The organism is Rhizobium sp. RU36D (assembly GCF_900176345.1).
Lineage (GTDB): Bacteria > Pseudomonadota > Alphaproteobacteria > Rhizobiales > Rhizobiaceae > Allorhizobium.
Genome location: NZ_FWXU01000003.1, coordinates 18190 through 36947, shown reverse-complemented (window position 1 = coordinate 36947; position 18758 = coordinate 18190). Strand labels below are relative to the sequence as shown.

The window sequence follows — 18758 nt, the reverse complement described above, 5'->3', positions numbered from 1 at the left end:
CGCCTGTCGTTTCAGTCCTTGTTGTAGAGACTGGAGAGTGGTTTCCTCAGGATGCTGTCGCGCAGGGATGTACCGGGTTCGCGGCGGATAGACGATGCCGCCGGCGCCGGAGGATCTGCGCCGAAACTGCGCTGGATCGGCGGCGGTGCAGACGGAGGTGCCTCGCGGGCGGCAACCGGTTCGCGCAGTGTGTCGCGCCGCTGTTCCGCAAATCCATCGCGCCGCATGCCGGATGGCTCTATCGGTGGTGGAGCGGAGGTTGCTCGCGGCAGCATGTCGGGGCGGTAAGGCTCGATCGGCGGCGTATCCCGGGCCGCCAGCGGCGGGGGCGTAACCGGTTGGCGCGGCAGGTCGGTTGCGCGGCGATCAAGCGCCCGCGGTGCGACTGGCGGATCGGCGACGTCGTCCTCATCCTCCTGGCCCGCAGAGGCCGTAAAACCGTCCTGCGTTGCCGCAAAACTTGCCTGGAAGGCGGAGATGTCAGGACCTGCCATCTGGCGCATGCGGCTGACGACGCTGCGCAGATCGACCGTATCAGGCGTTTCGTCCGTCACTTTCGCGGAGACGCCATTGGCCTTGGGCAGCAATTGGTCGCTGACGCGCGAGAAGCGCATGCGCATCGGCACCGCCACGGCCTCACCGAAGGCGATGGCCTCGCCATTGCCGATGGACGAAATGAAGCTGGTGGTCGAGATCGAACTGTCGGGAATGGCCGAGCGAATGATCTCCTGGTCCCTGTCGTTGGCGAGCCGCATGGCAAACAGCGTCGAGCACTGGGACAGGATCGTCTGGTCCAGTTCGCCAGGGCGCTGGGTAATCACGCCGAGGGAAACCCCGTATTTGCGGCCTTCCTTGGCGATGCGGGCAATGGCCTGGCGCGTTGGGAAGAAGCCGAGATTGGGATCGGCCGGCACATAGCGGTGTGCCTCCTCGCAGACCACCAGCATATGGATCGCCCCATTGGACCACAGCGCGATCTCAAATGCCATGCGACAGAGCACCGAGGCGACGGAGTTCACCACTTCAGATGGGATGCCAGAGAGCTGGAAGGTGGAGATCGGCCGGTTTTCTCCGGGAATACGGAAGATATGGGCGATGGTCTCCATGATCGTGTCGCTGATCGTGTTGTTGGAGAACATGAAATGGTAGCGCGGGTCGTTGATGGCTGACATGATGCGCATCTTCAACGACCGCAGGAACGGCTTTTCGCCACGGCCTTCCAGGCGGCCGATGCGCTCGTCGATCAGTGCCAGCAGGTCGGCGACGCGGTAGGGGACCGGCGTATCCGCGGTGATGGAACTCTTGTCGTTCGAGCGGCGCATCAGCGCCGATTCCGAGCCGCGGAAGGCGCGCTTGGCCTCGGGCATCAGGTCGCGCAGGATATCCAGTTCATCGGCCACCGGCGGGCGTCCGCGAAACAGCACCTCGGCGAATTCGTCGAGCTTCATAAGCCAGAAGGGCAGGTCCAGCGTGTCCGTGTCGATCACGACGGCATGTTTGGGGAAGGCGGCCGCGAATTCGTTGTGCGGATCGAGGATCAGCACGCGCAGCTTCGGATCGCTCTCGATTGCCTTGTGCAGCAGCAGGGAAACGGCGGTCGACTTGCCGACGCCCGTGGAGCCGACGATGGCGAAGTGCTTCGACAGCATGGAGGGGATATGGATCGTGGCGTCGATCGATTCGTCCTGGGTCAGCTTGCCGATGACGCAGGTGTCGCCCTTGCCGGTGTCATAAATGCGCAAGAGGTCGGCGGCGCGGATGCGATGAGCGATCGCGCCGAGATAGGGATAGCGAGAAATGCCGGTCGAGAATTCCTCGCGCCCGGACAGGCCCTTGTGCACCTCGCCCAGAAGCTCCACCTCGATCAGGAAGGTATTGTCTTCGTTCTCCCCCCAGGCGCTGGAGCCCGTCTTCATGGAATAGGCGAGGGCGACGACGCGATTTTCGCCAACGGTGATGGAGATCAGCCGTCCGACGGACCAGAGCTCTGTAAGGTCTGTATTACCACCTTCGGCGGTCGCAGCTATGGTCGCGCGAGAACCATTGCAGGCGACGATACGGCCGAGCATGCGATAGCCGGGATGCATACGGTCACGGCGATCCTGTTCGCCCGCCGTACCTGACTTGTGGAGGTCGTCGTTCAGCAAATTCACACTCCCTGCTCGGGCCACCCTAAGGTTTGGCGCGTTAACAAGGCGTATAGGAATGATGGCGAGAGACCGCAGGTTACGCTTTTTTGACCAATTGCGTTGACGGATCGCCGCTTTGTGGCTATCAAGAGCGTCATGAAAAATCTTAAGGCACTTATCGTGGTGGGATGGCGCATGGGCAGGATGGTGTAACCATCCGGCGATAGCCACCCATGCGCAGACAAACAGGCTCCCCAGGGAGCCTTTTTTTATGGCCTGAACCGGGCTATTAGCCCACATCAAAACATCCAGGATGACGGACGGGAAGAGGCATGACGGGTACAGAGATGAAGATGACGGGCGCCGAGATCGTTTTGCGGGCGCTGAAGGACAACGGGGTCGAGCATATCTTCGGCTATCCCGGCGGCGCGGTTCTGCCGATCTATGACGAGATCTTCCAGCAGGACGACATCCAGCACATCCTGGTGCGCCATGAGCAGGGCGCCGGCCATGCCGCGGAAGGGTATGCCCGCTCCACCGGCAAGGTCGGCGTCATGCTGGTGACCTCCGGTCCCGGTGCCACCAATGCCGTCACCCCCCTGCAGGATGCCCTGATGGACAGCGTTCCGCTCGTCTGCCTGACCGGCCAGGTTCCGACCTCGCTGATCGGCTCAGACGCCTTCCAGGAATGCGATACCGTCGGTATCACCCGGCCCTGCACCAAGCACAACTGGCTGGTCAAGGACGTCAACGATCTCGCCCGGATCATCCACGAGGCTTTCCGGATCGCCAAGTCGGGCCGGCCGGGTCCCGTCGTTGTCGATATCCCCAAGGATATCCAGTTCGCGACCGGCACCTATACGCCGCCGAGCGCCGATATCATCGAGAAGAGCTATCAGCCGCGCATGGATGGCGACCGCCATGCGATCAAGGCCGCTGTCGAGCTGATGGCATCAGCGCGCCGGCCGATCCTCTATACCGGCGGCGGCGTCATCAATTCCGGACCCGAAGCCACTCGGCTGCTGCGGGAACTGGTCGAATTGACGGATTTCCCGATCACCTCGACCCTGATGGGCCTCGGCGCCTATCCGGCCTCGGGCAAGAACTGGCTCGGCATGCTGGGCATGCACGGGTCCTATGAAGCCAACATGGCGATGCACGACTGCGACGTCATGGTCTGCATCGGCGCACGCTTCGATGACCGTATCACCGGGCGGCTCAATGCGTTTTCGCCGGGCTCGAAGAAGATCCATATCGACATCGATACCTCGTCGATCAACAAGAATGTCCGCGTCGATATCGGCATTCCCGGTGACGTCGGCCGCGTTCTCGACGTGATGGTTGCGGAATGGAAGGCGCTCACCAGGCGTCCCGAAACCCAGCAGACGGCCGAGTGGAAGGCCAGCATCGAACGCTGGCGGGCCCGTAAGTCCTTCGCTTACACCCCGTCCAAGGACGTCATCATGCCGCAATATGCGATCGAGCGGCTGGCGGCGCTAACCCAGGGACGTGATACCTATATCACCACTGAGGTTGGTCAGCACCAGATGTGGGCCGCCCAGTTCTTCGGCTTCGAAGAGCCCAATCATTGGATGACCTCGGGCGGTCTCGGCACCATGGGTTATGGCTTCCCGGCCGCCATCGGCGTCCAGGTTGCCCATCCCGAGAGCCTGGTCATCGACATTGCCGGCGATGCGTCGATCCAGATGTGCATTCAGGAAATGTCCTGCGCCGTGCAGTATGAGCTGCCGGTCAAGATCTTCATCCTGAACAACCAGTATATGGGCATGGTCCGCCAGTGGCAGCAGCTGCTGCATGGTAACCGCCTGTCGCATTCCTATACCGACGCCATGCCTGACTTCGTCAAGCTGGCGGAGGCCTATGGTGCCGTGGGCCTGCGCTGCGAACATCCCGCTGATCTTGATGCCGCGATCGAGGAGATGATCAACGTCAAGAAGCCGGTCATCTTCGATTGCCGCGTGGCCAATCTCGCCAACTGCTTCCCGATGATCCCATCGGGCAAGGCACATAACGAGATGCTGCTGCCGGACGAGGCAACCGACGAGGTCGTCGCCACCGCCATCGACGCCAAGGGCCGCCAGTTGGTCTGATCAGGGGAGAACCAGACATGAACGCACATCTTCAGCCCACGGGCTCCGCCTACTTCATCACCCCGGAAACCAATCCCGCCGAAAGCCACACGCTTTCGGTGCTGGTCACCAACGAGCCGGGGGTTCTGGCGCGCGTCATCGGCTTGTTTTCCGGTCGGGGCTACAACATCGAGAGCCTGACGGTCTCGGAAACCGAGCATGAGGCGCATCTGTCGCGCATCACCATCGTCACCCGGGGCACGCCGGGCGTGCTGGAGCAGATCAAGGCCCAGCTCGAGCGCATCGTTCCGGTTCACCGGGTGGTGGACCTGACGGTGCGGGCGCGCGAACTTGGCCAGGAGCGGCCGATCGAGCGTGAGGTTGCGCTGGTGAAAGTCCGCGGCACCGGCGAGACCCGCGCTGAAACCCTGCGTCTGGCGGATGCGTTCCATGCCAAGGTCGTCGATGCGACGGTGGAGCATTTCATCTTCGAGATCACCGGCAAGTCCTCGAAGATCGACCAGTTCGTCGCGGTGATGAAGCCGCTCGGTCTCAACGAAATCTGCCGCACCGGCATCGCCGCCATGAACCGCGGCTCGCAGGGCATGTAACGATTTCTAAATCGGTAGCAGCAGGCGGTGGCGCACCGCCTGCTTAGTCTGCGGAAGGCTAAAGTCTGGCTGTTTACGGCGTGCTGTGCCGTGCTGGCCAAGCGATTGACCGCTGCGGTGTCGATCAATTGAGGCACTTTTCCAGAAGCGCGGCATCGGGATGCGTCGCGTTCGGGCCGAACTCCGCGTAGCAGGCCAGTGTCCATTCCTCGGCGACATTCTCGCGCATGGTTGCCTGACCCTTCGGGGCTGCAATCTTGTCGCCCTTGACGCTGGCGACGGATGTTGTTTTCAGCGGCACGCGGGTTTCAGCACCGGCCTGCGAGCTCATGGATATGGTCGCCATCGTCATCACGGCGGCGGTCACTGCGGTCTTCATCATTGTCTTGTCCTCTCTCGCTGTCTGGATTATCGCGTCCTTGCGATGATCCAGTTCTAGAGGACCGCCCCTGAACTGGCGGCGAACGGGCTGTTCATGCGACGTTAACCGTAACGGCTCGCAGCGGGGCATTCATGAAACGTGACTGGGGCGGGGGTTACCGTCTATGAGCTTCGTCCAGCGGCATTGACATTTGCGCGACCGCCTCGGACTTTTTAGCCTTTGCCCTGCTTTCTTTCTTCAGCGGCCTGCCGACAGGGCAGACCTCCTGGACAAAGCCGGTCAGCGTGTTCACCAGGTTGTTCGGAACCAGCGAATAGTGAACGAACTGGCCGCGCTTCTTCCGAGTAATCAGCCCGGCCTCTTCCAGGATGGAGAGATGTTGCGAGACCGATGGCTTGGTCATGTCGAAACGCGCTGCGATCTCGCCGGCCGTCAGGCCTGACGCGGAGAGATACGCCAGGATTTTGCGACGCGGTGCGGAGGCCAGCGCATTGAAGACACGCTGAGCCGAGCGGCTTGCGCCACTTTCCTCGGCATCATCATCGGCCTTTTCACTCATGCAACAGAAACCGCCTTCATGCCGACAGCTGTAAGCGATCTCTGACATCGATGCAATCTGGCTGTTTGTTAATTAGATAATTGCCTAAATTTTAAATTGTGCTATTTGGTGATTAGGTAATTTCCTAATCACCATGCGGGGTGCTACATGGCAGCGGTGTCGACGGAACGTATGCGCGCCGGCCCGGCCAGTGATGCCGTGATAGGCAACGTCGTATGGGTGGCTCCGAAATCTCTTTGGACCTCCATGATGATAATCGTGGCTCTGGTTGCTGGTCCCCTCACAATATCCTGGGATGCGGTGGCCGTTTTCGCTTGCTTGACCGCCACTACGATCTGTCTTGGCCATTCGGTCGGGATGCATCGGCTGCTCATCCACCGTTCCTTCGCCATTCCGATGTGGCTGGAGTATATTCTGGTCTATCTCGGGACGCTTGTCGGTATGGCCGGACCATTCGGGATGATCTACGCCCATGACATCAGGGATTGGGCGCAGCGGCAGCGCGTGTGCCATGACCTGTTCGCTCATCGCCGATCGTTTTTCCAGGATGCGTTCTGGCAAATGCATTGCGCGGTCGAACTGCGGCATCCTCCGGTTTTCGTCATCGAAGACCGGGTTGCTCGAGATAAGGTCTACCGTTTCCTGGAAGCGACGTGGATGTGGCAGCAGTTGCCGATGGCGCTGCTTCTCTTCGCTTTCGGCGGTGTGTCTTGGGTTGTCTGGGGGGTTGCCGTGAGAGTGAGCGTCTCGCTGACAGGCCATTGGCTGATCGGGCATTTTGCCCATCGGTCAGGTCAGCAGACCTGGAGTGTCGATGACGTCGCGGTGCAAGGCTTTAATCTCAACCGGTTTGGCCTCGTCACGTTCGGTGAGAGTTTTCACGGCAACCATCACGCGTTCCCGCAATCTGCACGCCTCGGTCTGCAGTCGGGTGAAATCGACCTGGGTTGGTGGTTCATCAAGCTGCTCGAACGACAAGGTCTCGCTAGCGGGATCAAGTTGCCCGATAGCGTGCCCCATCGCGAAGGACTGCGGCTAGTAGCCAAGCCCCACGCGCACCAACGCACGCCAGGCTATGGCATCAGCGCAACACGCGTGTAAAAGCTGTAAAGAAAATGTGATTGTCGCTTGACAGGAGCGGATTTGAACAAATCGCCAGATCGCGCGTTTCCATCATCGAAAGGAGCGCGTCATGAACAGGTCAGCGATCGTCACAGCAGCAAGTCTCATTTTTCTCGGTGCTGCATTTGCAGCGCATGAAACCGGGGTTGCTTCGGCTAGTCTTCCAGCCTTTGCCCCGGCCGAGTTCCAGCAGGCGGTTATAGGTAAGTCTTCCAGAGTGGTGCCCCAGGCCATTTTGGCCGAGGAAGACGAGGAGATGACCGTCGAGTGGGTCATCGATTGTTACGACCAGTTCGGTCCTGATGGCGTTTCACCTGATGTCGCGCAGCTCAACAGCTGCATGCCGTCTTAAAGTCCAGACATGATGTCGCGGCTCGATGCCGTTTCACCCAAGGAGGGTTCACCCATGATGCGGTGTGTTGGTCCTTATATCGATGATCGTGAAGATGGCGCTCGGGCTGAGCGCAACTCTCCGAAAAAGGCGCTTCTTGTAACTGCCGTGGTGGCGATCGGTGTGGTTTACGCCGTTGCCGGTAGCCTGCCGACGAGCAGCCCTGATCTCGCAAACTTTCCAAGCGCTCAAGTCGCCAAGGCGGAGCGGGTGGTCCTGCCACAGGTCGCAAGCCTTGAGGTGGTCCGCCAGTAATAATGCCCTACATCGTTGTCAGTCGAGCCGTTGGAAATCAGATCATTTCCAGCGGCTTTTTTCTGTCCGGCGGCGGGAAGGCGGTGTCCAGGATTGCCCAATCCTCGTCGCTGATATCGAGGTCGACGGTATCGCGGTTTTCCCGCACGCGACGCAGATTGGCGGATTTCGGAATGACGATCACGCCATCGCGCTCCAGAAGAAAGGCAAGTGCCACTTGGGCCGGCGTGGCCTGATAGGTCTTGGCGAGATGAATGAGATCGGGGTTTTTCAGGATCCGCCCCTGATCGATCGGGGAATAGGCCATGACGGCGACGCCCCGCTGCTGACACCACGGCAGGAGATCATACTCGATGCCGCGCCGGGCCAGATTGTAGAGCACCTGATTGGCCGCGCACTTGTCGCCATCGGGCACGCGCCAAAGCTCTTCCATGTCATCGGTGTCGAAGTTGGAGACGCCCCAGGCGCCGATCTTTCCCTGGCGCTTCAGTTCCTCGAACGCCGCCACGGTTTCGGCGAGCGGATAGTCGCCCCGCCAATGCAACAGGTAAAGGTCCAGCCTGTCGGTGCCGAGCCGGGAGAGGCTTTGGTCGCAAGCGGCGATCGTCTTGTCGAAGCTTGCATTCCACGGATAGACCTTGCTCACTAGGAAAACATCGTCGCGGCGATCTTCAAGTGCTTTGCCGACGACCTTCTCGGCGCCGCCATCCCCATACATTTCCGCGGTGTCCACCAGGGTCATGCCGAGATCAAGTCCGAGCCGCAGACTGTCGATTTCCTCGCTGGCACGACTCCGGTTCTCGCCCATCTTCCAGGTGCCGAGACCGATCGACGGAACTTCGACGCCGTTGCGCAGGGTCACTGTCGGTATGCTGTCATGCATGTCTGATTCGTCCGCAGTTCGTTCACAATCCCAAGGCGACCTTATCCGAGCCAGCGGCTGTTTCAACGTTGATGGATCAATTGTTTTGCTGGGCGCATCAGCAAGTGGCATTGGTCCTGCGGCTGCGGGTAGACTATTTTCGGCAGCCCTTGAGATCGAGAGAATGAGCATGCCCCTGGAAACCCTGCTGGCCCTGATCGGCTTTGCCTTTGCCACCTCGATCACGCCCGGACCGAACAACATGATGCTGTTCGCCTCCGGCGTGAACTTTGGCTTTCGCCGGACGGTGCCGCATATGGTGGGCATTGGCGCAGGCTTCCTGTCGCTGCTGCTCGGCGTTGGGCTTGGCCTCGGCGCCGTGCTTGCGGCATTCCCACCACTCTTCATCGCATTGAAGATCGCCGGTGGGCTCTATCTCCTCTGGATCGCCTGGAAGCTTGCGAGCTCGCGAAGCCTTGGCGAAGGTAATGGCGATACGGCAAAGCCGATGAGTTTCCTGGCGGCGGCCTCGTTCCAATGGGTCAATCCAAAAGCCTGGGTGATGGCTGTCGCGGCCATGGCCACCTATACCGATCCGGCACGCTACCTGTTCAGCGTGTTTGTCGTTGGACTGGTGTTTGCCGCCGTCAACGTGCCCTCGGTCTCGACCTGGGCGGGATTTGGCTCAGTCCTGCGTGACTGGTTGGCCGTGCCGGCGCGGCTCAAATGGTTCAACATCACCATGGCGGTGCTTCTGGTTCTCAGTCTCTGGCCGATGCTAAAATAGCGCGATATCCGGCTTGTTCAGCATCAGCCAGAAGATCGCAATCACCGCGAAGAAGGCCGGGAAGCCGCAGGCAAACCAGATGCGATAGAGCGTGAAGAAGTGTTTGGGTAGCGGCGCACCAGAGGCGGCACTTTCCCGGGCGATATCGCGCAAGCGGATCTGGATCCAGACGACCGGCAGCCAGAATACGCCTGTAAAAACGTAGAGCAACAGCGACAGGACAATCCAGCCGTCCCACAGCGACCACCCCACGGCCTCAGCCAGCAAGGCGCCCGATATTGGCTGAAGAATGACCGCTGTCGCCGTGAACAGGGTGTCCGCGATGACGACGGTGCTCGCGACGTGTGCGATCAGCGCGGCATTGCGGGTCCTGACCGCCATGACCATGAAGAAGGCGATACCGGCGCCGGTTCCCAGGAGCACGGTCGCGCCGACCACATGAATGAGACGGAGGATTTCCTCGTAGGCCATCAGCGCTCATCCAGCGTGGCAAGCGCCACCAAGGTCAGCAGGATCGACGGCAGCACCTTGACCAGGGGGCCGAGCGGATCGGCCCAGAGGGCCGGTTCGACCAGGGTGGCGGACAGGAGATAGCCAGCGCTCAACAGCAGCATGCCGATGAGGGCTCGCCGCGCGAAAGGCCGGACCAGAACGGCAAGGCCCAAGGCGACATCGAGCGCGCAGGTGAACAACAGCATGGCCAGCGCACCGGCGGGCGGCAGCAAAGGCTGAAAATGCGCTGCAGCGCGCGCGGGTTCCGCCAAGGGAATGAGGCCCGAGAGCAGCCAGAAAAGCGAAAGCGTGACGATAACAGGCGCCTTCAGCAGATAGAGGCGGGCAAACCAGAGATCCTGCACGCCGGCGGGATGGGACGAAAGAGTTTGCCGCAGCGACCGCAGGGGGAAAGGTGGGGCCGGGCGGTCCTGTTCGCCAATCACGCCCTCCGACATGACGGCCATGGCCGTGGAGCGCAGCGGCGAGCGCCAGCCGAGGCGACCGGCGAGGTCTGCCACGATGGTCACGGGGCGGGCGCACCATGGCGGCAGGTCGATCCGCGGTGCGGGGCGTAGCCCGAGCCAGGCACGGTGCAGGGCGACGGCATCGCCCAGGGTCAAGATGCCAGGCGCCGCCAGCGTGATGTCGCCGGAAATGGAGCCGGTTACCGCGCGTGAGACCGCCTCCGCCACATCGTCCACGGACACGGTTTCCATCGGGCTTGCGGCATAGACGAGCGGCAGGACCATCGGCATCGCAGCGAGGGCCCTGAGCAGGGCGGTCCCGCCATGGGCGTTGCGGCCGACGACCAGGGCCGGCCGCAGGATGGTGGAATCCAGGCCGGACCGTGAGAGTTCTGCATCGGCGCGTCGCTTGGTTGCCAGGAAGGGCAGGTCGGCGCCCCCGCCCTCCACCCCGGCGGAAATCTGGATAATGCGCTTGCCGCCGCTTTGCCTTGCCGCCGTGTAAAGCGCCAGCATGGCGGTTTCCTGGGTCGCGGCGACATTGTCGCTCAAGCCATCCTGCAGCGCACCGGCGCAGTTGATCACCGCCTCATGGTCTTGCAGTAGCGGTAGCCAATCTTCCGGTTTCGTCATCGCCGAAAGGTCTGCCTTGACCCATGCGGCATGGCCATGGCGATTGGCGGCGCGCGCTACATCACGGGCCAGTCCGGTGACGTGATGGCCGTCTGAGATCAGCCGTTGCAGAACGGTCGCGCCGATGAAACCGCTGGCGCCAAGAATCAGTATCTTCATGCCCACAGCCTATAGGAGGTCTCGGTTTCGAATAGGGCTTGGCGAACACCTTTGTCGCGCCTAAAAGTCTTGCACCTGTTTTGAGGAGCCCTGCCGTGAGCGCCGATCACGATCATTCCCATGATCATCACCACCATCATGATCATAGTCATGATCATGGCCATGACCATGACAACCAATATACGGACATGCAGGCCAGGGTGCGCGCGCTCGAGACGCTGCTGACGGAAAAGGGGCTGATCGATCCGGCGGCAATCGACGAGATCGTCGAGACCTATGAAACCAAGATCGGCCCGCGCAACGGCGCCAAGGTGGTGGCAAAGGCCTGGACAGAGCCGGCATTTGCCGAGTGGCTGAAGGCGGATGCGACGGCAGCCATTGCAAGCCTCGGCTTCACAGGGCGGCAGGGCGAGCATATGCGCGCCGTGTTCAACACGTCCGATACGCATAACATGGTCGTCTGCACCCTGTGCTCCTGCTATCCGTGGTCGGTGCTCGGCCTGCCGCCGGTGTGGTACAAGGCGCCGGCCTATCGATCGCGAGCGGTCATCAATCCCCGTGCGGTCCTGGCGGAATTTGGTGTCGAGCTTCCGGCAGAGACGAAGATCAGGGTCTGGGACTCGACAGCGGAACTGCGCTATCTTGTAGTGCCTGAGCGACCCGAGGGAACCGAAGGCCTTGATGCCGATGCACTGGCTGATCTTGTGACCCGGGACTCGATGATAGGCACTGGGCTTGCCCTTTCCCCCGGAGATCGCGGATGAACGGTCCCCACGATCTTGGCGGCCAGATGGGTTTCGGCCCCGTTGCTCCGGAAAAAGACGAGCCGTATTTCCATGCGGAATGGGAAAAGCGGGCGCTCGGAATTACCTTGTCCTGCGGGGCCTTCGGAGCCTGGACCATTGATGAAAGCCGACATGCGCGCGAAAGCATCCCGCCAGCCAAATATCTGGCGGCAAGCTATTACGAGATCTGGATCCGGGCGGTGGACGTCTTGCTGGAGCGTCATGGCTTTGCCACGCGGGAGGAACTGGTCGGGGGCCACCACCGTGTCGAGGGCGCGGTGCCCAAGCGCGTGCTGAAGGCCGATATGGTGGCGGGCGTGTTGGCCAGAGGCGGGCCTTGCGACCGTCCGGTCAGGACCGAGCCGCGTTTTGCCCCCGGCGACATGGTGCGGACGCGCAATTTCCATCCGGAGACCCATACGCGGCTGCCGCGCTACGCGCGCGCCAAGGTCGGCACGATCGAGGCTGTGCAGGGCAGTTTCGTCTTTCCCGACGACAACGCCCATGGGAAAGGCGAAAACCCGCAATGGGTATATACCGTGGTGTTCGATGCGGCGGAGATCTGGGGCGAGGGCTGCGACCCTACCCTGACGGTCTCCATCGATGCCTGGGAGAGCTATCTTGAGCTCCTGTGAGGTCCGATCGCAGCTTTCGGCTTCCCCCGGCTTGCCGGTCTCCAGCGAGGGTGATCCGGTGTTCGCTGAGCCCTGGCAGGCGCAGGCCTTTGCCATGACCGTGCATCTGCATCGGCAGGGCCTGTTTTCCTGGGCGGAATGGGCCGAAACCCTGTCCGGCGAGTTGCACAAGCCTGGCCGTGCCGAGGACGGTAGCGATTATTTCGACGGCTGGGTGGCGGCGCTGACGCGGTTGCTCGTCGCCAAGGGCATTGCCGAGGAAGACACCGTTCTGGCTCTGCAGGACAGCTGGAAAAGAGCCGCCGAGGCGACCCCGCATGGTCAGCCGATCGAGTTGACCAATGATCCTTTGCGGGGCGCCTGACAAAGCAGATCGCCTAAAGCCGGGAGAAGGGTGGGTCTATGCGGGCCGCGCCTTGCCTTTGCAGGCGAATCCGCGCAAGTCCTGACGATGCAGTTTTCACCGCAACAGGACGAGGCGCTCAAGGCGGTCTCGAAATGGCTGAAGGACGGGCGCCAGCCCGTATTCCGCCTGTTTGGTTATGCCGGCACCGGCAAGACGACATTGGCCCGGCATTTTGCCGAGAATGTCGATGGTGACGTGCTGTTTGCGGCCTTCACCGGCAAGGCCGCGCAGGTGCTTCGTTCGCGTGGTGCCACCAATGCCCGGACGATTCATTCGCTGATCTACCGTCCGCGCGGCGAGGAGGAGGTGGAGGACGAGGAAACCGGCAAGACCTCGATCTCGCCGATGTTTTCCATCAACCGGCAGAGCCCGCTGGCCAAGGCAGCGCTGATCGTCATCGATGAGTGCTCGATGGTGGACGAGCAGCTTGGCAAGGACCTGATGAGCTTCGGCACGCCGATCCTGGTATTGGGGGACCCGGGCCAGTTGCCGCCGGTATCGGGCGGCGGTTTCTTCACCGAGCAGGAGCCAGACTATCTCCTGACCGAGATCCATCGGCAGGCGCGCGACAATCCCATCATCACGCTCGCCATGCAAGTGCGTGAGGGCCGTGAACTGATGTATGGCAACTATGGTACGGCCAAGGTCATCTCCAAGAACGAGGTGACCCAGGATCTGGTGCTGGGTGCGGACCAGGTGCTGGTCGGCACAAACAAGACGCGTCGGCGCTACAACAAGCGGCTCAGGGAGCTGAAAGGCTTCAATGTCGAGTATCCGCAAGCCGGCGACAAGCTGGTGTGCCTGCGCAATGACCAGGTCAAGGGATTGCTGAACGGCTCCCTGTGGCAGGTGATGACCTCGTCGCGCGAGACGGTCAAGCCTGGCATCAACCTGCTGATCAAGCCCGAAGACGACGACATGGATCGTGGGGCGGCGAAGATAAAGCTGCTGAAGGCGGCCTTCGAGGACATCGAAACCGAGATCCCCTGGGCGACCCGCAAGCGCTATGACGAGTTCGACTATGGCTATGCCTTGACGGTGCACAAAGCGCAGGGCTCTCAATGGAACGATGTCGTGCTGTTCGATGAGAGCTGGGCCTTCCGTGATACCCGTGAGCGCTGGCTCTATACAGCGGTCACGCGGGCAGCGGAGACACTGACCATCGTCCGCTAAAGCGTGTCGCGATCTTTCGGATTCGCTTGCCACGCTTGTCCTCTGGTTTTCAGCATGTCGTAATTGCAAAACCGCGGCGCACTTTTGCGCGACATACTCTAGTCGTTGGTCCAATCCAAAGATTGCCCCCAATAATGACCTGAGATGCAATCGGTTGGTGGTTTCTTACGGTGAAACCCTGTGGCAGAAGGCGCGAATCGTCGCCGCTTGCTGAAGCGGCTTGCTCGGAGGGCTAGGGTATGACCGCAACGATCGCGCCGCAAAAACCGCCCCGCGACATGCTGTTCCCCGCGATCGTGGAAAACATGCGCGATGGGGTCCTGGCGTTCGACAAAAACGGCAACCTCATCACGGCCAATCATCCGGTCTGCGAGATGTTGGGCTTCGATGATCCTTCCCAACTGGCTGGCACCTTCGCCGAGATGGTGCTGATGCGCGACGAGCTTTGGGAGATCAACGAGGCGATCGTTGATTCCATGTATGCCGCCAATAATGTTGTGACCCGCGATGTCACCTTCCGGATCGGTCGCGAAGAACGGCATGTGGTCGTTCGCACATCCATGTTGCGCGACGAAGGCAGCGGTCAGCCGCTGGGTGTCGTGGTGATCCTCAGCGATGTCTCCGAGAAGATGCGGAGCTTGCGCGAGCGCATCGAGTTTGGCCATCTCGTGGTTCTCTTCATCGGGCTGCTCGGGCTTGCCAATATCGTTACACTGTTCGTCCAGACCTATGACTGGTTCAATGTCTATTCGACCGGTTTTGCCTGGGCCTATCTGATCCTGATCACGCTGCCGGTGGCCTTCACCGTCTGGCACCTGAAGCTCGCGCCGTCGCAGATCGGACTGACTGTGAAGGGGTGGCGACGCGCGGTGATCGAGGGCGCGGCCGCGTCCGTTATTGCCATCGCCGTGATCTATGCGCTGAGCCATCTGTTGCATGACGACACAGTGCCGGGCGAACAGGCGGCGATGTCCACCATGTCAGTGGGCATGGTGATCCTCAGCCGCTGCGGCTATGCGCTGCATAGCCTGATCCAGGAAGTGATGGCGCGGGGCGTGCTACAGACATCCCTGCGTCGTCTGCTTGACGATCAAAGCGGCGTGCGGTCGCTTCTTGTCGCCTCGCTGATCTTCGGTCTGTTCCACAGCCATTTCGGGCTGATGGCGGTTGCGGTGACGGCTGTGTCAGGGGTAGTGATGGGCGCGCTCTATATGCGCCATGGCAACCTGATCGGCGTCACCATTCTGCATGTCGCAGCCGGTATTGCCGCGTTCCAGCTTGGAATTCTCTGAGGCGCGCGCCTTGTCTCAGGACGCGACGATGCCGAGCAGCACGGCCTTGGCCACGGCCTGGAAGCGGTTGTTGGCGTCGAACTTGCGGATAATGGTGTTTTCCAGTTCCACCAGTTCATCATTCTTCAGGTCCAGCGCCCGGGCAATACGCATCGGCGCATAGCCTTCCGCCATCAATCCAATGCAGCGGCGCTCCAGATCGCTGAGTTCGATGCTGTCGCGTGCATCGGTTTTCGCCGCCGCGGCATGCTCCTCATCCCCGGACAGGAGGTTTGCGATTTGCTGCATCTGTCGTCGGATGGTCGACAGTGCGGCCGTCAATTCTCGCTTACGGATCGTCAGGGCATCGTTGAAGATCGCCTCGGCCTCGGCCTGGGATTGTGCCTGATCCAGTTCATCCAGGAGTTCCTGGATCACGGCGACGGGCATGCCGACTTCGCGGCAGGCGTTGATCAGGGCCATGCGACCGACGTCATCCTGATTGTAGACGCGCATCAGACCGACACGGCCGGCCGAGAGAAGCCCTTTTTCCTCGTAGAAATGCAGGGTTCGGTGCGTCACGCCAAACATGTTTGCCATGTCGCCGATCGTCACCGGCTCTTTTGGAGGCTCGTTGGGCAGGATATTGCTCGGCAGATAGCGAGATCGGGCTGGCGATCCGCCTTGGGCCATCGAGCTGCCGCGCGGATGTTTCGGTTGATCCGCCATGTTTCCCCCCTTTCGCCCAGGGCGTGTCGTGCGCCGACCGGTCATGGGCTTTCGGTCCTGGCGGTTTTCCGCCTTTTATACATCACCATGCTGCTTGCCGGCGTCTTGCGTGTCCCACTTTGCCGGCCGGCATGCGATGAAGGACCATGAACGGACAGAATAGGCGTCGGTATGGGCATTTGCAAACCGTTAATAACTGCCGATGTCCGCACGACAAGGTCCGCTCCTTCTCGATATCCCGTCCCAAAGGCTACAATTGTCGCTAATGGCAATCAAAGCCCTCTATTTTGGGGATCACAGGCGCATTCAGCGCCGGTCTCCGCTTACCAGCACTTGTCGTTCCGGTGCAACGAAGCGAGCGGGATATCGCTTTCACTGCTTGTCGAATTCCTACCGACGATGCCGAGAGCGTGCCAGTTCAGGGCACATTTTCGGGCTTCCATCAGCGAAGCGCATGAAATCATTCGAGCAACTCGTTGGAATTTGTGGAGACATCGGTCTAAAAGCGAACCGAGCCCGACGTTTTTCATGGACCTGACATGACCACACAGCTTTCCGTCAATCTGAATGCCGTCGCCATGCTGCGCAATCGACGCGATCTGCCGTGGCCCGATGTTGCGCATCTCGGCCGGATTGCCCTGAAGGCCGGGGCGAGCGGCCTGACCGTTCATCCGCGTCCCGACCAACGGCATATCCGCTTTACCGATCTTCCGGTGCTGCGCGCGCTGATCGACGACGAATTTCCGCAGGCCGAATTCAATATCGAGGGTTATCCGACGGAAGACTTTCTCGCCCTGTGCGAGGCGACCGAGCCGGAACAGGTGACGCTCGTTCCCGACGATCCGTCCCAGGCGACGTCTGACCATGGTTGGGACTTTGCGCAGCATCAGGATTTCCTGAAGGGCGTGGTTGCGCGGCTAAAGGGCAAGGGCATGCGCGTTTCGCTCTTTGCCGATGGCGATGGCAGCGAGGCCGCCGTCAAGGCCGCCGTAGCAACCGGCACGGACCGTATCGAGCTCTATACCGGACCTTATGGCGGGTGTTTCGACGATCCGGATCGGGCCAAGGCTGAGATCGAGCGTCTGGGCCTAACCGCCGATGCCGCGCTGGCCCATGGACTGGGAATCAATGCCGGCCATGACCTGACGGTGGCGAACCTGCCGGCGCTGGTGAAGCGCATTCCCGCGCTGGCCGAGGTTTCGATCGGCCACGGACTGACAGCCGATGCCCTGGAATATGGAATGGCCGAGACCGTGCGTCGTTTCCGCAGGGCCTGTGGCCAGGCGGTTTGATAGCCAAGACCGGATAGACCACGCCAATCATGCACGGAGAGGCCCGCCAGGATGATGACTTGGCGGGCTTATTCGTTTTATCTGCAGTCGGATCAAGCGCCGAGGCTGGCCTTGTTGGCGGCGATGAAGTCCTTGAGCGTCACGAGCTTGCCGCCCGCCAGATCGGCTGCATCCGTCGTGACCATGCCGAGATCGCCAGCGCGGATCGCCGTATCAAACGACACGAGGGTCGGGATGAAGGGTGCCGGCACGCCGTGTGCGGCCATGCCTTCGGCAAGCTGCGCGTCCGTCAGGTTCACCACGGCGAGCGGCTTGCCGGTCGCTTCGCTGACGAGGGCTGCAATTTCGGCATTGCTGTAGGCCGCTTCGCCGGTCAGGGTGTAGATCTTGTTTTCGGCTGGCGGCGAGATCAGGCCGCCGGCGATTGCCTTGGCGATGTCGGCGCGGGAGACATGCGACGTCTTGCCATCACCGGCAGCGGTGAACCACTGGCCGGAGGCGAGTGCGTTCGGCAGGCTCATGAACAGGTTTTCCATGTACCAGCTGTTGCGGAAGATGGTGTAGGGCAGGCCGGAGGCCTTGATTGCTTCTTCCGTGCCGAAATGGTCAGGCGCGAAGGAAACGGCCGAGCTTTCGGCCTTCGGCAGCGAGGTGTAGAAGACGCGGCCGACCGAGGCTGACTTGGCAGCGGCAACCGCGGCCTTGTGCTGCTCCAGCCGCTTGCCCGGCGTGCCAAGCTCGTCGGTGGAGATGATCAGCAGCCGATCAATGCCGGCAAAGGCGGCGGCAAGCGTGCTCGCGTCATCGAAATCAACCTTGCGGGCGGCAATGCCCTTGGCGGCGAGTGCGGAGAGCTTGGCCGGATCGCGGCTGCCCGCGATAATGTCTGAGGCCGGAACGCCGCGTTCCAGCAGGTTTGCAATCACGAGGCTGCCGAGGTGGCCAGAGGCGCCGGTGACGAGGATCTTGCTCATAATGGTCCTTTCCAAGGGAAACCGTTGGGGCTTCCAAATGTCGCTGTAACTCTCTAAATGAGAGTTACGCTAAAATAGGAATTGCCTGTGATCTGTAAAGAAGGCAGTTTTTCAGACCATCGTTACCTAAAGGGAACCACCATGAAACGCGTTGCGACCATCTTCGAGGATAAACTGTCCGAGTATGACGATGGAACGGGCCTGGAGAATTGCCCGATCCGCTCGGTCATGGCGCCGATCGGTGGCAAGTGGTCGACGCTGCTGCTGCTGGCGCTGGCGGAAAAGCCCTATCGTTTTGGGGAGTTGCGCCGCCTGGTGCCGGATATTTCCCAGCGCATGCTGACCCAGACATTGCGAGACCTGCAGCGGGATGGCTATGTCGACCGCACGGTGTTTCCCACCAAGCCGCCAAGCGTGGAATACTGCCTGACGCCGCTCGGCCGCTCGCTGTTCGTGTCGCTGTCGGCGCTGATGGAATGGGCCGAGGCAAATTTCCCGGCGGTCCGCGACGCGCGGCAGCGCTACGATCAGGAAGAAGCGCTCAGCGCCTGAGG

The 18758-nt window shown here is 61.2% G+C and carries 21 protein-coding genes; 13 read left to right on the top strand and 8 right to left on the bottom strand.

What is annotated here, in order from left to right:
* Window positions 1–11: 11 nt before the first annotated feature.
* Window positions 12–2147 carry an ATP-binding protein gene (locus tag B9A97_RS04770; RefSeq protein ID WP_084363893.1) on the bottom strand — a complete coding sequence of 712 codons (2136 nt, stop codon included), beginning with the start codon at window positions 2145–2147 and terminating at the stop codon, window positions 12–14.
* Between the two features lie 335 nt (window positions 2148–2482).
* On the opposite strand from B9A97_RS04770, the gene B9A97_RS04765 reads away from it, so the two are divergent.
* Complete coding sequence (locus B9A97_RS04765; protein ID WP_084364145.1) at window positions 2483–4240, top strand: acetolactate synthase 3 large subunit; 1758 nt, start codon at window positions 2483–2485, stop codon at window positions 4238–4240.
* 17 nt (window positions 4241–4257) lie between these two features.
* Window positions 4258–4830, top strand: a complete 573-nt coding sequence (gene ilvN / locus B9A97_RS04760) for an acetolactate synthase small subunit (protein ID WP_084363892.1) — start codon at window positions 4258–4260, stop codon at window positions 4828–4830.
* Between the two features lie 124 nt (window positions 4831–4954).
* Here ilvN and B9A97_RS04755 read toward each other — a convergent pair whose 3' ends face one another.
* Window positions 4955–5212: a hypothetical protein gene (locus B9A97_RS04755; protein WP_084363891.1), complete on the bottom strand. Its 258-nt coding sequence runs from the start codon at window positions 5210–5212 to the stop codon at window positions 4955–4957.
* Window positions 5213–5366: 154 nt separating this feature from the next.
* The gene (locus B9A97_RS04750) at window positions 5367–5771 is read right to left on the bottom strand and encodes a metalloregulator ArsR/SmtB family transcription factor (protein WP_084363890.1); all 405 of its coding nucleotides are present in this window, start codon (window positions 5769–5771) and stop codon (window positions 5367–5369) included.
* Window positions 5772–5918: 147 nt separating this feature from the next.
* Here B9A97_RS04750 and B9A97_RS04745 point away from each other — a divergent pair, with 147 nt between their 5' ends.
* The 3 genes from B9A97_RS04745 to B9A97_RS04735 all read left to right on the top strand — a co-directional run bounded on the left by B9A97_RS04745 (window position 5919) and on the right by B9A97_RS04735 (window position 7539).
* On the top strand, window positions 5919–6872 hold the full coding sequence (locus tag B9A97_RS04745; RefSeq protein ID WP_084363889.1) for an acyl-CoA desaturase: 954 nt from the start codon (window positions 5919–5921) through the stop codon (window positions 6870–6872).
* Window positions 6873–6963: 91 nt separating this feature from the next.
* A complete protein-coding gene (locus B9A97_RS04740) occupies window positions 6964–7245 on the top strand; it encodes a hypothetical protein (RefSeq protein ID WP_084363888.1) in 282 nt (93 codons plus the stop codon).
* 54 nt (window positions 7246–7299) lie between these two features.
* Window positions 7300–7539, top strand: a complete 240-nt coding sequence (locus B9A97_RS04735; protein WP_084363887.1) for a hypothetical protein — start codon at window positions 7300–7302, stop codon at window positions 7537–7539.
* Window positions 7540–7576: 37 nt separating this feature from the next.
* Here the strand turns inward: B9A97_RS04735 and B9A97_RS04730 are convergent, their stop codons facing one another.
* The gene (locus tag B9A97_RS04730; protein WP_084363886.1) at window positions 7577–8422 is read right to left on the bottom strand and encodes an aldo/keto reductase; all 846 of its coding nucleotides are present in this window, start codon (window positions 8420–8422) and stop codon (window positions 7577–7579) included.
* 169 nt (window positions 8423–8591) lie between these two features.
* On the opposite strand from B9A97_RS04730, the gene B9A97_RS04725 reads away from it, so the two are divergent.
* Window positions 8592–9188, top strand: a complete 597-nt coding sequence (locus tag B9A97_RS04725) for a LysE family translocator (RefSeq protein ID WP_084364144.1) — start codon at window positions 8592–8594, stop codon at window positions 9186–9188.
* Here the strand turns inward: B9A97_RS04725 and B9A97_RS04720 are convergent.
* Together B9A97_RS04720 and B9A97_RS04715 are read right to left on the bottom strand one after the other, a co-directional pair.
* The gene (locus tag B9A97_RS04720) at window positions 9180–9659 is read right to left on the bottom strand and encodes a DUF2269 family protein (protein ID WP_084363885.1); all 480 of its coding nucleotides are present in this window, start codon (window positions 9657–9659) and stop codon (window positions 9180–9182) included. The two genes, B9A97_RS04725 and B9A97_RS04720, sit on opposite strands and share 9 nt — an antisense overlap.
* Window positions 9659–10939 (bottom strand): SDR family oxidoreductase, encoded by a 1281-nt coding sequence (locus tag B9A97_RS04715; protein ID WP_084363884.1) that lies wholly within the window; start codon window positions 10937–10939, stop codon window positions 9659–9661. Before B9A97_RS04715 ends, B9A97_RS04720 begins: the two co-directional genes overlap by 1 nt.
* 95 nt (window positions 10940–11034) lie before the next feature.
* On the opposite strand from B9A97_RS04715, the gene nthA reads away from it, so the two are divergent.
* The 5 genes from nthA to B9A97_RS04690 all read left to right on the top strand — a co-directional run bounded on the left by nthA (window position 11035) and on the right by B9A97_RS04690 (window position 15230).
* Entirely contained in the window at window positions 11035–11703 is a 669-nt protein-coding gene (gene nthA, locus B9A97_RS04710; RefSeq protein WP_244564130.1) for a nitrile hydratase subunit alpha, read from the top strand.
* Complete coding sequence (nthB, locus tag B9A97_RS04705; protein WP_084363882.1) at window positions 11700–12359, top strand: nitrile hydratase subunit beta; 660 nt, start codon at window positions 11700–11702, stop codon at window positions 12357–12359. The genes nthA and nthB overlap by 4 nt, the downstream gene beginning before the upstream one ends.
* Window positions 12346–12723: a nitrile hydratase accessory protein gene (locus B9A97_RS04700; protein WP_084363881.1), complete on the top strand. Its 378-nt coding sequence runs from the start codon at window positions 12346–12348 to the stop codon at window positions 12721–12723. Before nthB ends, B9A97_RS04700 begins: the two co-directional genes overlap by 14 nt.
* Window positions 12724–12810: 87 nt before the next feature.
* Entirely contained in the window at window positions 12811–13938 is a 1128-nt protein-coding gene (locus tag B9A97_RS04695) for an ATP-dependent DNA helicase (protein WP_084364143.1), read from the top strand.
* Window positions 13939–14177: 239 nt separating this feature from the next.
* Window positions 14178–15230: a CPBP family intramembrane glutamic endopeptidase gene (locus B9A97_RS04690; protein WP_084363879.1), complete on the top strand. Its 1053-nt coding sequence runs from the start codon at window positions 14178–14180 to the stop codon at window positions 15228–15230.
* 15 nt (window positions 15231–15245) lie between these two features.
* On the opposite strand, the gene B9A97_RS04685 is transcribed toward B9A97_RS04690, so the two are convergent.
* Window positions 15246–15938: a MerR family transcriptional regulator gene (locus B9A97_RS04685; RefSeq protein WP_084363878.1), complete on the bottom strand. Its 693-nt coding sequence runs from the start codon at window positions 15936–15938 to the stop codon at window positions 15246–15248.
* A 539-nt stretch (window positions 15939–16477) separates the two neighbouring features.
* Between B9A97_RS04685 and B9A97_RS04680 the strand changes: the two genes are divergently transcribed.
* A complete protein-coding gene (locus B9A97_RS04680) occupies window positions 16478–17230 on the top strand; it encodes a pyridoxine 5'-phosphate synthase (protein WP_084363876.1) in 753 nt (250 codons plus the stop codon).
* Window positions 17231–17322: 92 nt separating this feature from the next.
* Here the strand turns inward: B9A97_RS04680 and B9A97_RS04675 are convergent, their stop codons facing one another.
* Window positions 17323–18204: an SDR family oxidoreductase gene (locus B9A97_RS04675; protein WP_084363875.1), complete on the bottom strand. Its 882-nt coding sequence runs from the start codon at window positions 18202–18204 to the stop codon at window positions 17323–17325.
* 141 nt (window positions 18205–18345) lie between these two features.
* Between B9A97_RS04675 and B9A97_RS04670 the strand changes: the two genes are divergently transcribed.
* The gene (locus B9A97_RS04670; RefSeq protein ID WP_084363873.1) at window positions 18346–18756 is read left to right on the top strand and encodes a winged helix-turn-helix transcriptional regulator; all 411 of its coding nucleotides are present in this window, start codon (window positions 18346–18348) and stop codon (window positions 18754–18756) included.
* The last annotated feature ends 2 nt before the right edge of the window (window positions 18757–18758 follow it).